The sequence below is a fragment of the Rhizobacter sp. P3_B12 genome (assembly GCF_056402895.1).
Genome location: NZ_JBFUGN010000078.1, coordinates 1 through 12910 on the forward strand (window position 1 = coordinate 1; position 12910 = coordinate 12910).

16 protein-coding genes are annotated in these 12910 nt (G+C 67.2%); all 16 read left to right on the forward strand.

Annotation, left to right across the window (positions count from 1 at the left end; genetic code table 11):
• Positions 1-199: 3-oxoacyl-[acyl-carrier-protein] synthase III C-terminal domain-containing protein (locus AC1D01_RS06965; RefSeq protein ID WP_477865338.1), on the forward strand; the 199-nt coding region annotated here is incomplete at its 5' end.
• A 70-nt stretch (positions 200-269) separates the two neighbouring features.
• A complete protein-coding gene (gene fabD, locus AC1D01_RS06970) occupies positions 270-1208 on the forward strand; it encodes an ACP S-malonyltransferase (protein ID WP_477865339.1) in 939 nt (312 codons plus the stop codon).
• Positions 1205-1966, forward strand: a complete 762-nt coding sequence (fabG, locus tag AC1D01_RS06975) for a 3-oxoacyl-ACP reductase FabG (RefSeq protein WP_477865340.1) — start codon at positions 1205-1207, stop codon at positions 1964-1966. Before fabD ends, fabG begins: the two co-directional genes overlap by 4 nt.
• 153 nt (positions 1967-2119) lie before the next feature.
• A complete protein-coding gene (gene acpP / locus AC1D01_RS06980; RefSeq protein WP_009552529.1) occupies positions 2120-2359 on the forward strand; it encodes an acyl carrier protein in 240 nt (79 codons plus the stop codon).
• 28 nt (positions 2360-2387) lie between these two features.
• Entirely contained in the window at positions 2388-3632 is a 1245-nt protein-coding gene (gene fabF, locus AC1D01_RS06985; RefSeq protein WP_477865341.1) for a beta-ketoacyl-ACP synthase II, read from the forward strand.
• A gap of 21 nt (positions 3633-3653) precedes the next feature.
• On the forward strand, positions 3654-4133 hold the full coding sequence (locus tag AC1D01_RS06990) for a hypothetical protein (protein WP_477865342.1): 480 nt from the start codon (positions 3654-3656) through the stop codon (positions 4131-4133).
• Positions 4134-4135: 2 nt separating this feature from the next.
• Positions 4136-4744: an RNA polymerase sigma factor RpoE gene (gene rpoE, locus AC1D01_RS06995; RefSeq protein ID WP_477865350.1), complete on the forward strand. Its 609-nt coding sequence runs from the start codon at positions 4136-4138 to the stop codon at positions 4742-4744.
• 44 nt (positions 4745-4788) lie between these two features.
• A complete protein-coding gene (locus AC1D01_RS07000) occupies positions 4789-5451 on the forward strand; it encodes a sigma-E factor negative regulatory protein (protein WP_477865343.1) in 663 nt (220 codons plus the stop codon).
• Positions 5452-5467: 16 nt separating this feature from the next.
• A complete protein-coding gene (locus tag AC1D01_RS07005; RefSeq protein WP_477865344.1) occupies positions 5468-6487 on the forward strand; it encodes a MucB/RseB C-terminal domain-containing protein in 1020 nt (339 codons plus the stop codon).
• Between the two features lie 59 nt (positions 6488-6546).
• Entirely contained in the window at positions 6547-8043 is a 1497-nt protein-coding gene (locus AC1D01_RS07010) for a Do family serine endopeptidase (RefSeq protein WP_477865345.1), read from the forward strand.
• A 112-nt stretch (positions 8044-8155) separates the two neighbouring features.
• Complete coding sequence (locus tag AC1D01_RS07015) at positions 8156-8530, forward strand: hypothetical protein (protein WP_477865346.1); 375 nt, start codon at positions 8156-8158, stop codon at positions 8528-8530.
• Positions 8531-8590: 60 nt separating this feature from the next.
• Positions 8591-10399, forward strand: a complete 1809-nt coding sequence (gene lepA / locus AC1D01_RS07020; protein ID WP_047499893.1) for a translation elongation factor 4 — start codon at positions 8591-8593, stop codon at positions 10397-10399.
• A gap of 11 nt (positions 10400-10410) precedes the next feature.
• Entirely contained in the window at positions 10411-11376 is a 966-nt protein-coding gene (gene lepB / locus AC1D01_RS07025) for a signal peptidase I (protein ID WP_047500932.1), read from the forward strand.
• Positions 11377-11471: 95 nt separating this feature from the next.
• A complete protein-coding gene (locus tag AC1D01_RS07030) occupies positions 11472-11801 on the forward strand; it encodes a DUF4845 domain-containing protein (RefSeq protein WP_477865347.1) in 330 nt (109 codons plus the stop codon).
• A 50-nt stretch (positions 11802-11851) separates the two neighbouring features.
• A complete protein-coding gene (gene rnc / locus AC1D01_RS07035) occupies positions 11852-12556 on the forward strand; it encodes a ribonuclease III (RefSeq protein WP_477865348.1) in 705 nt (234 codons plus the stop codon).
• A 47-nt stretch (positions 12557-12603) separates the two neighbouring features.
• On the forward strand, positions 12604-12910 hold a 307-nt coding region (locus AC1D01_RS07040; RefSeq protein WP_477865349.1), incomplete at its 3' end, for a GTPase.

Sequence of the window (12910 nt, forward strand, 5' to 3'; positions counted from 1 at the left end):
GGGCACGGCCAAGAAGCTGAAGCTGCCGCTGGACAAGCTGATCGCGACGGTGGACGAACACGGCAACACGTCCGCCGCCTCGATTCCGCTGGCACTCGATGTCGCGGTGCGCGCCGGCACGGTGAAGCGCGGCGACACCGTGATGCTCGAGGGCGTYGGCGGCGGTTTCACCTGGGGCGCGGTGCTGTTCGACTACTGAGCACGCGCTCGGTAGCCCCTCCGCGAGATCCCTCTCTTCATCTGCGTTGCCGCGACTACAAGGCGCTGACATGACTCCGTTCGCATTCGTCTTTCCCGGCCAGGGCTCGCAAGCCGTCGGCATGCTGGACGCCTGGGGCAGCCACGCGGCCGTGCGCGACACGCTGGCCGAAGCCTCGGCCGCGCTCGGCATCGACGTGGGTCGGCTGATCCACACCGGCCCGAAGGAAGCGCTCGACCTGACCGAGAACACCCAGCCGGTGATGCTGACCGCCGGCGTCGCCTGCCTGCGTGCGTGGCTCGCCGAAACCGGGCTGCAGCCCGCGGCCGTGGCCGGTCACTCGCTCGGCGAGTACGCGGCGCTGGTCGCGGCCGGCGTCATCAGCCTGTCCGAAGCGTTGCCGCTGGTGCGCTTTCGGGCGCAGGCCATGCAGCAGGCGGTGCCGGTCGGTGCGGGCGGCATGGCCGCCATCCTCGGGCTCGATGCCGATGTCGTGCGCGCCGGTTGCGCCGAGGCCGCGGCGGCGTCCGGCGAGGTCGTCGAGGCGGCCAATTTCAACGACCCGAAGCAGACCGTGATCGCCGGCACCAAGGCCGGTGTCGAATTCGCGTGCAGCCTGCTGAAGGACAAGGGCGCCAAGCGCGCGTTGCAGCTGTCGGTGTCGGCGCCGTTCCATTCGAGCCTGATGCGCCCGGCCGCCGAGCAATTGAAGGCGAAGCTGGCCGGCGTCACGCTGAACGCGCCGCGCATCCCGCTCGTCAACAACATCGATGTCGCGGTGCAGGACGACCCGGCCGCCATCCGCGATGCGCTGGTGCGCCAGGCCTTCGGGCCGGTGCGCTGGGTCGAGGTGGTGCAGGCGATCCGCGCCCGCGGCATCCGCCACATCTTCGAGTGCGGGCCCGGCAAGGTGCTGGCCAGCACGATCCGCCGCATCGATGCCGATGCGGTCACGGCCGCGATCCATGATCCGGCCACGCTGCTGGAAGCGAAAGGCCTGCTGGCATGAGTGATCCCAAGAATGAGTCCTCGCTGGCGGGCCAGGTGGCGCTGGTGACCGGCGCCTCGCGCGGCATCGGCCGCGCCATCGCGCTGGCGCTGGCGGCGCAGGGTGCCAAGGTGATCGGCACCGCGACCACGCCGGCCGGTGCCGACGCGATCGGCGAGGCGCTGTCGGCCTTCGCCGGCAGCCGCGGCCTGTGCCTGAACGTCAACGACGGCCCCGGCATCGAGACGGCGATCGACGCCATCGTCAAGGAACACGGCGGCCTGCAGATCCTCGTCAACAACGCCGGCATCACGCGCGACACCTTGTCGATGCGCATGAAGGACGACGACTGGGATGCGGTGATCGACAYCAACCTGAAGGCGGTGTTCCGCGTCAGCCGCGCCGTCATCCGCCCGATGATGAAGCAGCGCTTCGGGCGCATCATCAACATCACGTCGGTCGTCGGTGCGAGCGGCAATGCCGGCCAGGCCAACTACGCGGCCTCGAAGGCCGGCGTCGCCGGCATGACGCGCGCGCTGGCCCGCGAGCTCGGCAGCCGCGGCATCACCGTCAACTGCGTCGCGCCGGGCTTCATCCAGACCGACATGACGAGCGAGCTCTCCGAGCAGCAGACCGCCGCGCTGATGGCACAGATCCCGCTGGGCCGGCTCGGCCAGGCAAGCGACATCGCGCATGCGGTGGCCTTCCTGGCGTCGGCCCAGGCCGGCTACATCACCGGCACGGAGTTGCACGTCAATGGCGGCATGTTCATGAATTGACGCCAACGACGCCGAACTGCGTCGAACGTGTCACCCCACAGACCGGAAGGGCCCGACCGGAACCTGGTTTTCAGCGTGTTGACCTGACTTAGAGTCGACACCCTGCAAGCCTTAGAATCTCGGGCTGTTTCAGCAAACCCTCCTGGAGGAGTCATGAGCGATATCGAAGCACGTGTGAAGAAAATCATCGCGGAACAACTGGGCGTTCCGGAAGCCGATGTGTCCAACGAGAAGGCTTTCGTGGCAGACCTGGGCGCTGATTCGCTCGACACCGTTGAACTGGTGATGGCCCTCGAAGACGAGTTCGGCATCGAGATCCCCGACGAGGAAGCCGAGAAGATCACCACCGTGCAGCTGGCGATCGACTACGCCGTCAAGCACCAGAAGGCCTGAGCCTTCGTTCCCAACTGAGCAGCATCGCATGAGCCGTCGCCGCGTCGTCATCACCGGGCTCGGCCTCATCAGTCCCGTGGGCAACACGGTGGCCGAGGGGTGGGCCAACATCGTGGCCGGGCGTTCCGGCATCGCGACCATCACCAAGTTCGATGCGTCGCCCTTCGCCTGTCATTTCGCAGGTGAAGTGAAGGGCTTCAAGGTGGAGGATTACTTCCCCGCCAAGGAAGCCCGGCACATGGACACCTTCATCCACTACGGCCTGGCCGCGTCGATGCAGGCGGTGCGGGATGCCGGCCTGCCCTCCGGCGATGCGCTGAGCGAGGACCAGGCCGAGCGCATCGGCTGCCTCGTGGGCTCGGGCATCGGCGGCCTGCCGATGATCGAGGAGACCCATGCCGAGCTGGTCGACCGCGGTCCGCGCCGCGTGTCGCCGTTCTTCGTGCCGGCCTCGATCATCAACATGATCTCGGGCCATGTCTCGATCAAGTTCGGCTTCCAGGGGCCCAACCTCGCGATCGTGACGGCCTGCACCACGGGCCTGCACTGCATCGGCGAAGCCGGTCGCCTGATCGAGTACGGCGATGCCGACGTGATGGTTGCCGGTGGCGCCGAATCGACGGTGTCGCCGCTGGGCATCGGCGGGTTCGCGGCGGCGCGTGCGCTGTCCACGCGCAACGACGACCCGGCCACGGCCTCGCGTCCGTGGGACAGGGACCGTGACGGTTTCGTGCTCGGCGAAGGCGCCGGCGTCGTGGTGCTCGAGGAATACGAGCACGCGAAGAAGCGCGGCGCGAAGATCTATGCGGAGCTGGTCGGCTTCGGCATGGGTGCGGATGCCTTCCACATGACGGCGCCGAACGTCGACGGGCCCAAGCGCTCGATGAAGGCGGCGCTGCGCAATGCCGGGCTCAACGCCGACCAGATCCAGTACCTGAACGCGCACGGCACTTCCACGCCGCTCGGCGACGTGAACGAGAGCAATGCCATCAAGCTGGCGTACGGCGACCATGCGAAGAAGATGGTCGTCAGCTCGACCAAGTCGATGACCGGCCACCTGCTGGGTGGCGCCGGCGGCATCGAGACGGTGTTCACGACGCTGGCGCTGCACCACCAGGTGGTGCCGCCGACGATCAACATCTTCAACCAGGACCCCGAGTGCGACCTGGACTACTGCGCCAACACGGCGCGCGACCTGAAGATGGAGTACGCGGTGAAGAACAACTTCGGCTTCGGCGGCACGAACGGCACCTTGGTCYTCAAGCGCGTCTGACCGGCACGATCAGCGCCCGGCATGCATGCGCCAGCCGAGTTCCAGCTCACCGTCTCCCGCTTCGGCGCCTGGCGCGGCGGCCTCGCCGTGTCGGGGATGGTGGTCTGGGGCAGTGCGTTCGCCTGGTGGTCGACCAGCGAACGGCCGTTGATGTCGGCAGCGGCCGGCTTTCTGCTGCTGGCCTGCGTGGCGGCCACGGCATCGCTGCATTCCCTCGCTCGAATCTCCGCCTTTCTGCTGCGCTGGGATGGCGCCCAGTGGCATCTGACACCGGCCGCTGGCGAACCGTCGGCCGGCTCGCTGCAGGTGGCGATCGACGGCGGCCGCTGGCTGCTGCTGCATTTCGTTCCGGATCGGGCCGCCACCGGCGCGTCGGCTTCGCGGTGGCTGCCGGTGCAGCGCTCGGGGCTCGAGCGCGACTGGCACCTGTTGCGCAGCACGCTGTTCACCGCGCGCCCCCTGGCCGCGCCTGAGACCCTGGGCGAGGGCCGCCGCGCATGAGCATGACCACGCCGGATGCCGACGCCCCGCTGGTCGAGCGCGTCAAGCGGGGCGACGTGAAGGCGTTCGAGATGCTGGTCGTCAAGTACCAGCGCCGCATCGAGCGCCTGATCGGCCGCATGGTGCGTGACACCGACCTGGTGCAGGACATCGCGCAGGAAACCTTCATCCGGGCCTACCGGGCGATCCCGCAGTTCCGTGGCGAGAGCGCGTTCTACACCTGGCTGTACCGGATAGCGGTCAATGCCGCCAAGAAGGCGCTGGTCGAGATGAAGCGCGACCCGATCGTGACGGAATCCGCACGGGCGTCGCGGGACGATGACGACGAAACTTCCCGCGTCGAAAATGAACTAAGCGACGGCGAAACGCCCGAAGCATTGCTGGCCTCGAAAGAAATTGCGGCGACAGTGAACGCTTCGATCGATGCGCTGTCTGAAGATCTTCGCCAGGCGATCACGCTGCGCGAAATCGAGGGCCTGAGCTACGAAGAGATCGCCGAAGTGATGAATTGCCCGATCGGGACCGTCAGGTCGCGCATTTTCCGCGCGCGCGAGGCGATCGCGCTGAAACTGCGTCCGTTGCTGGACACCCGGGAAGGCGACCGCTGGTGATGCGCGGGATAGCCACTTGCTGAACATGAATGCTGGAGCTGGACATGTCACAGTCGTCTGAAGGCAGTGCGTCGATGGAGAACCTGTCGGCCCTGGTCGATGGGGAACTCGGATCCGAGGCGGGTGCGCGCGCCTGCGCGCAGTGGCGAGAGGATTCGCAGACCCGCGCCGGCTGGCACGCGTACGCGCTGATCGGCGACGTGATGCGCTCCGAAGACCTCGCTTCGACGGCTGACCGTGACTGCGCTTTCCTCGCCCGGCTGCGCGAGCGCCTGGCCGATGAGCCGGTGGTGCTGGCGCCGGCCGAGTTGCCTGCGCCGGTCGAACTGCCGCTGGCTCCGGCTGCCGTCGCGGCCGCGGGCGGCGGGCGCCGCGCCTGGCGCACGCCGGTGGCGGTGGCTGCCGGTTTCGTGGTCGTGGCCGGTGCGCTGGTGGCCACCTCGGTGCCGGGCTCGCTGCCGTTCGGCGGCGCGCCGGCGACCGTCGCACAGACCGGCGGTTCCACGGCGGTGGCGGTCGCTCCGTCGCCGCTGCGCGCCGTCAGCGTCACGCAGGAGGCCGAGCCGGTGCGGCTGAACGGCCAGCTGATCCGCGATGCACGCCTGGACGAGTACCTGTCGGTGCACAAGAAGTTCGGTGGCAGCTCCGCCCCCGGGGTGCCCTCGGGCTTCCTGCGCAATGCCGCCGCCGAAGCCCCTGCTCGCTGACCGGACCCACCGACCCATGCTGCTGCGCCTTTCAGCGTTGATGGTGAGTTGTGCATTCGTTGCCTTTGCCCCGGCCAGCCGGGCGCAGAGCGCGCTGGTCAGCGGCGACCCGCTGGTCGAGGCGCGAGAGACCCAGGTCTGGCTCACCCGCATCACCGAGGCGGCGAACAAGCGCAACTTCCAGGGCACGGTCGTCGTCAGCGCCGGCGGCACGGTGGCGAGTTCACGCATTGCGCACTTCTGCGACGGCCGCAACCAGTACGAGCGCATCGACTCGCTGGAAGGGCAGATGCGCAACGTGCTGCGGCAGAACGACGTCGTCCACACCGTGTGGCCGCAAAGCCGCGTCGCGATGGTCGAGCAGCGCGATTCGATGAGCTCGTTTCCCGCGCTGCTGCAGGCCGGTGCGCAGCACGTGACCGACTTCTATGAGCTCAAGCCGTTGGGCGTCGAGCGCGTGGCCGGCCACGAGGCCAACGTGCTGCAGTTGCGCGCCAAGGATGCGCATCGCTTCGGCTACCGCCTGTGGGCCGAGAAGAACACCGGGCTGCTGCTGCGCACCGAGGTGCTGGGCGAGCACGCCGAGGTGCTCGAGTCGTCGGCGTTCTCCGACGTCAGCATCAACGTCAAGCCGCAGGCGGAGCTGATCACGCAACCGCTGCGCAAGCTCGACGGCTACCGCATCGTGCGGCCGCCCGTCACGCCGGCCAGCCTCGAGTCCGAAGGCTGGACGCTGAAGCACGACATTCCCGGCTTCACCCAGGTCAGCTGCGTCAAGCGGCCGTTCGATGGCGCGTTGCGGATCCGCGGCGCCACCGAACCGGTGCTGCAGGCGGTCTATTCCGACGGGCTGACCTTCGTGTCCATCTTCATCGAGCCGTTCAATGCCGAGCGCCACCAGCGTCCGATGTCGACCGTGATCGGCGCCACGCAGACGATGATGCGCCGCTACGGCGACTGGTGGGTCACCGTGATGGGTGACGTGCCCACCGCGACGCTGCGGGCGTTCGCGTCGGGGCTGGAACGCAAGAAGTAGCCGGCGGCGTGCGGCTGCACGCGGCGGCCCGTGTGGGTGTCGTCGAGGGAGTGCTCAGCATGCAAACTGTGATCGATCAGGGCCGGCTCGCGCCGGTGAACGCGCCGCGCGGACGCCGCGCCATGCGCGCTTGTGCCGCCGCGCTGGGCGCGGGCGCCGTGTTGTTGCTGGCGCAGGCCGCGGGTGCACAGGCCCAGAACCAGGCATCGCCGCAGAGCCCTGCGCCAGGCCAGGCACAGCCCCTGGCGCCGGTCCAGGTGCTGCCCGATTTCGCCGACCTGGTCGAGCGCGTCAGCCCGGCCGTCGTCAACATCCGGACCACCGAGCGCGCATCGGACGCGCCGCGCGGGCCGTTCCGCCGCCGCGCGCCGGCGGTGCCGCAGCAGCCGGGCGAAGAGGTGCCGCGCGGTGAGGGCTCCGGCTTCATCCTCAGTGCCGACGGCTACGTGATGACCAATGCGCACGTCGTCGAGGGCGCCACCGAGGTCTACGTCACGCTGACCGACAAGCGCGAGTTCAAGGCGAAGATCGTCGGCGCCGACGAGCGCACCGACGTCGCGCTGGTGAAGATCGATGCCACCGGCTTGCCGTCGCTGAAGATCGGCGATGCGGGGCGCTTGCGCGTCGGCGRATGGGTGCTCGCGATCGGCTCGCCGTTCGGGCTGGAGAGCACCGTGACGGCCGGCATCGTCAGCGCGAAGCAGCGCGAGACCGGCTCCGACGTGCCGTTCATCCAGACCGACGTCGCGGTGAACCCCGGCAACTCCGGCGGGCCGCTGCTGAACACCCGCGGCGAGGCGGTGGGCATCAACTCGCAGATCCTCAGCCCGGTCGGCAGTTACGTCGGCATCTCGTTCGCGATCCCGATCGACGAGGCGATGCGCGTCGCCGACCAGTTGAAGGCCACGGGGCGCGTCGTGCGCGGCTACCTCGGCATCCAGCCGATCGACGTGCCGCGCGAACTGGCCGAGGAATACGGGCTCGCGAAGGGCAAGGCGAAGGGCGCGTTCGTGCGCCAGGTCGTCAGCGGCACACCGGCCGACAAGGCGGGCATCCAGCCGGGCGATGTCGTGATCAGCGTCAACGGCAAGCCGGTCGATGGCGCCGTCGACCTGCGGCGCACGCTGGGTTCGCTGAAGCCGGGGACGGCGATCACGCTGCAATGCAATCGGCGCGGCAAGCTGCTCGATTTCAAGACGAGCCTGGCTGAGCTGAATCCGCAAGTGGCTGCAGCGGCAGAGCGCCCCGAGGCCCCGATCGAGCCGCGCACGGCCGGCGCCGCGAAAGTCTGGGGATTGAGCGTTGCCAACCTCACCGACGCCGAGCGGCAGGCGCTGCGGGGCGCGAACGGCGTGCGCGTGAGCGCCGTCACCGGTGGCGCGGAAGCAGCGGGCCTGCGGGCGGGCGATGTGATCGTCGCGGTCGGCACGGCCGACGTGACCGACGTGAAGCAGTTCGAGGCCGTGGTGTCCAGGCTCGACAAGACGAAATCGTTGCCGGTCACCGTGCTGCGTGGCGACTGGGCGCAGTTCCTGCGCATCCCGGTGCTCAAGTGAGCGCCGGATATCCGACTGCAGGCACGGGGATTGCCGTGACTCTTTCGCAATGCGGGATCTGCAGACGGAACTTTGATGACGCCGAAATTCGCCTCGCCAATGGAAAGTCAGTGTGCGCACACATCATCTGGCAGATCGCCTCGAATTCAGCGCGCTTTTGGCTACAATTCGGGGGTCGCAGAACGGCTTTATTGCCAATCCGGTCAACGAGTTGAGGCGTCTGAAACTATCCCCAAGCTACCCACAAGGCTTTGTGGATAAGTTGTGGAAAGATTTTGCTGTTGGTGACCCGCAACGACAAGAAATCAAGCAACGGCGCGGTTTCCGGCGGGGTGCTTTTGGCTACAATGAAGGCCCAACAAGCAGTTGCCATACGTTTTGTTGGAAGGCGCGTCAGTTCTTCGACGTGCCTTTTTTTTGTTCACGGCCCGGGTCTTCGACCCATCATGTCGAGCGCGCAAGTCACGCGACAACGCGCACGAGATGAGCCATCAACGCAGCGGTGCAACCGCTGCAGCGTCGATGCGCGACGCAGTGGAATCGCTCAATGGATCACATCCGAAATTTTTCCATCATTGCCCACATCGACCACGGCAAGTCGACGCTGGCCGACCGACTCATCCAGCGCTGCGGCGGATTGAGCGATCGCGAGATGGAAGCGCAGGTGCTCGACTCGATGGACATCGAACGCGAGCGTGGCATCACGATCAAGGCGCAGACCGCCGCGCTCACCTACCAGGCGCGCAACGGCAAGACCTACCAGCTGAACCTGATCGACACGCCGGGGCACGTCGACTTCTCATATGAAGTGAGCCGCTCGCTGTCGGCCTGCGAGGGCGCCTTGCTGGTGGTCGATGCGAGCCAGGGCGTCGAGGCGCAGACCGTCGCCAACTGCTACACGGCGATCGAACTCGGCGTGCATGTGATCCCGGTGCTGAACAAGATGGACCTGCCGCAGGCCGATCCGCAGCGTGCGAAGGACGAGATCGAGGACGTGATCGGCATCGACGCGACCGATGCGATCCCGTGCAGCGCGAAGACCGGCGAGGGCATCGACGACATCCTCGAGGCGGTGATCACCCGCATGCCGCCGCCCCAGGGCAACCCCGACGCGCCGCTGCGCGCGATGATCATCGACTCGTGGTTCGACAACTACGTCGGCGTCGTGATGCTGGTGCGCGTGGTCGACGGCGAGCTGAAGAAGGGCGAGCGCTTCAAGATGATGGCCACCGAAGCCGCCTACGCCGCCGAGCAGCTCGGGGTGTTCACGCCGAAGTCGCTGGCGCGCGATGCGCTGCGCGCCGGCGAAGTGGGCTTCGTGATCGCGGGCATCAAGGAGCTGCAGGCCGCCAAGGTCGGCGACACCATCACGCTCGAGAAGAAACTGCCGAACAACGCCGGCCCGGCCAGCCAGGCCCTGCCGGGCTTCAAGGAAATCCAGCCGCAGGTCTTCGCCGGCCTGTACCCGACAGAAGCCAGCGAATACGACCAGCTGCGCGATGCGCTCGAGAAGCTCAAGCTGAACGACTCGTCGCTGCGCTACGAGCCCGAGGTCAGCCAGGCGCTCGGTTTCGGCTTCCGCTGCGGCTTCCTCGGGCTGCTGCACATGGAGATCGTCCAGGAGCGGCTGGAGCGCGAGTTCGACCAGGATCTGATCACCACCGCGCCGAGCGTGGTCTACCAGGTGGAGCTGGGCGACAAGACCGTGATCCAGGTCGAGAACCCGTCGAAGATGCCCGATCTCGGCCGCATCAACGAAATCCGGGAACCGATCGTGACCGTGCATCTCTACATGCCGCAGGACTACGTCGGCCCGGTGATGACGCTGGCCAACCTGAAGCGCGGCAACCAGATCAACATGGCCTACCACGGCCGCCAGGTCATGCTGACCTACGAGATGCCGCTGGCCGAGATCGTGCTGGACTTCTTCGACAAGCTGAAGTCGGTGTCGCGCGGCTACGCGTCGATGGACTACGAGTTCAAGGAATACCGCGCGGCCGACGTCGTGAAGGTCGACATCCTGCTCAACGGCGACAAGGTCGACGCGCTGTCCATCATCGTGCACCGTACGCAGAGTGCCTACCGCAGCCGCGCGGTGGTGGCCAAGATGCGCGAGCTGATCTCGCGGCAGATGTACGACGTGGCGATCCAGGCCGCCATCGGGGCCAACATCATCGCGCGTGAGACAATCAAGGCGCTGCGGAAGAACGTGCTCGCCAAGTGTTACGGCGGCGACATTTCGCGCAAGCGCAAGCTTCTCGAAAAACAAAAGGCCGGCAAGAAACGCATGAAGCAGATCGGCTCCGTCGAGGTGCCCCAGGAAGCGTTTCTCGCCATCCTCCAAGTGGACGATTGATGGGCTCACTGATGGGTTCTCTGACCGGCGTGCTCTATGGCGCCCTGGTGGTGTATCTGGGCGGCTGGTACCTCGGCAAGTGGACGGGCAACTTCTCGCTGCTGCTGTTCATCCTCACCGTCGCGACGCTGGCCTACTGGCTGGCCGAACGCTTCCACTTCGCGCCGCGCCGCGCGGCGGCCGCCGCCACGCTCGACCGCCAGGATGCCGAGCGCCGCGAGCGCCTGGCATCGCAGGGCATCGCGAAGGTCGACGACAACGTCGCCCAGGCGCGCGACACCCTGCTGATGCAGCCGTGGTGGCTCGACTGGACTGCCGGCCTGTTCCCGGTGATCCTCGTCGTGTTCCTGCTGCGCTCGTTCCTGTTCGAGCCGTTCAAGATCCCGTCGGGCTCGATGGTGCCGACGCTGCTGATCGGCGACCTGATCCTGGTGAACAAGTACCACTACGGCATCCGCCTGCCGGTGATCAACAAGAAGATCGTCCAGATCAACGACCCGCAGCGCGGCGACGTGATGGTGTTCCGCTATCCGGCCAACCCGAGCATCGACTACATCAAGCGTGTCGTCGGCGTGCCGGGCGACCAGATCGACTACCTGAACCAGCACCTGTACGTGAATGGCAAGCTCGCCGACACGCAGCCGCTGGAGCCGTTCTACGACGAGGACGCCGTGCGCTTCGCACCGCAGTACACCGAGAAGCTCGGCAACGTGGCGCACCGGATCCTGGTCGAGACCAAGCTGCCGAGCGCGGCCGCGCCGCTGTTCGCGTTTCCCTTCAAGGAAAACTGCCGCTACAGTGCGGAAGGCGTGCGCTGCAAGGTGCCGGCGGGACACTACTTCATGATGGGCGACAACCGCGACAACTCGCAGGACTCGCGTTTCTGGGGCTTCGTGCCCGACGAGAACATCGTGGGCAAGGCCTTCTTTGTCTGGATGAATTTCGGCAATCCCAAGCGCGTCGGATCGTTCAATTGAGCGGGAGCAACAGGTAAATGACGATGGAACAGCGGTCGATGGAATCCCGGGGTCAGATGCGGCAATGCGCGCCCCGCCGTGCAGGGCAACGCGGTGTGACGCTGTTCGGCCTGATGTTCTGGGCCATCCTGATCGGCCTCATCTCGCTGCTCAGCCTGAAGGTGCTGCCGACGCTGAACGAGTACTTCACGATCAAGCGCACGGTCGAGAAGATCGCGACCAGCGGGGCTACCACCGTTCCCGAGATCCGCACCGCCTTCGAGAAGCAGAAGGACATCGAGTACTCGATCCAGTCGATCTCCGGCAAGGATCTCGAGATCACGAAGGTCAACGACAAGGTCGTGATCGCCTTCGCCTACAACAAGGAGATCGAGCTGATGGCCCCGGTCTTCCTGCTCCTCAAGTACGAAGGGCGCTCGAGGTAAGGGCTGCGGCCCGACGCTTCCGCACCGTTCGTCATCAACCAGCCCCGCGCGTGGATGCCCGACTGACCGCCCTGCAGAACCGCCTGGGCTACCGCTTCACCCAGCCGGAATTGCTGACGCGCGCGGTCACGCACCGCAGCTTCGGGGCCGACCACAACGAGCGGCTCGAATTCCTCGGCGACGTGGTGCTGAGCCTGGCGATCAGCGACCTGCTGTTCGAGCGCTTCGCCGGCTCCGACGAAGGCGACCTGACCCGCGTGCGGGCGCACCTGGTGCGTGAAGACACGCTGCACAAGGTGGCCGTGCTGATCGGCCTGCCCGAGGTGCTGCGCCTGAGCGAAGGCGAAGCCCGTGGCGGCGGTGCGCAGCGCCCGTCCATCCTGGCCGATGCGCTCGAAGCCGTGATCGGTGCCGCCTACCGCGACGGCGGCTTCGAGGCCGCCCAGGCGCTGGTCCAGCGGCTGTTCGGCGAGGTCATAGCGACCACCGACCTCGACAGCTGGTCGAAGGATGCCAAGACCGAGCTGCAGGAATGGCTGCAGGCGCGCCGCCTGCCGGTGCCGGCCTACCGCATCGTCAACACCCGCGGGCAGGCCCATGCGCAGACCTTCGAGGTCGAGTGCGCGGTGCCGGCCCTCGGCCTCACCGAAACCGGCGAAGGCCGCTCGCGCCGCGCCGCCGAACAGGAAGCCGCGCGCGGCATGCTGGTCGCGCTGAAGGCGAATGACAAGCCCGGCAGCGCGCTGCGCTCCTGACGCTCCCCGACGACCCTCCTGCTGACGACTTTCCTGGTTCCCCCCGCATGACCGACATCCCCGAGACCCCTGCCGACGACGACGGCGACACCGGCACTGGCGCCGCCGCCGGGCCCGGTGAAGCCGCAGCCACGCGCTGCGGCCTGGTCGCGATCGTCGGCCGCCCGAACGTCGGCAAGTCGACGCTGCTGAATGCGCTGGTCGGCCAGAAGGTCAGCATCACTTCGAGCAAGGCGCAGACGAYGCGCCACCGCATCACCGGCATCCGCACGGTCGACGACACGCAGTTCGTGTTCGTCGACACGCCCGGCTTCCAGACCCGCCACAGCGCGCCGCTGAACCGCACGCTGAACC

Coding starts and splice junctions, on each gene's coding strand:
- AC1D01_RS07000 (WP_477865343.1), top strand. CDS start 4,789: ATGTCACAGTCGTCTGAAGGCAGTGCGTCGATGGAGAACCTGTCGGCC.
- rpoE (WP_477865350.1), top strand. CDS start 4,136: ATGACCACGCCGGATGCCGACGCCCCGCTGGTCGAGCGCGTCAAGCGG.
- AC1D01_RS07005 (WP_477865344.1), top strand. CDS start 5,468: ATGCTGCTGCGCCTTTCAGCGTTGATGGTGAGTTGTGCATTCGTTGCC.
- lepA (WP_047499893.1), top strand. CDS start 8,591: ATGGATCACATCCGAAATTTTTCCATCATTGCCCACATCGACCACGGC.
- acpP (WP_009552529.1), top strand. CDS start 2,120: ATGAGCGATATCGAAGCACGTGTGAAGAAAATCATCGCGGAACAACTG.
- fabD (WP_477865339.1), top strand. CDS start 270: ATGACTCCGTTCGCATTCGTCTTTCCCGGCCAGGGCTCGCAAGCCGTC.
- AC1D01_RS06990 (WP_477865342.1), top strand. CDS start 3,654: ATGCATGCGCCAGCCGAGTTCCAGCTCACCGTCTCCCGCTTCGGCGCC.
- lepB (WP_047500932.1), top strand. CDS start 10,411: ATGGGTTCTCTGACCGGCGTGCTCTATGGCGCCCTGGTGGTGTATCTG.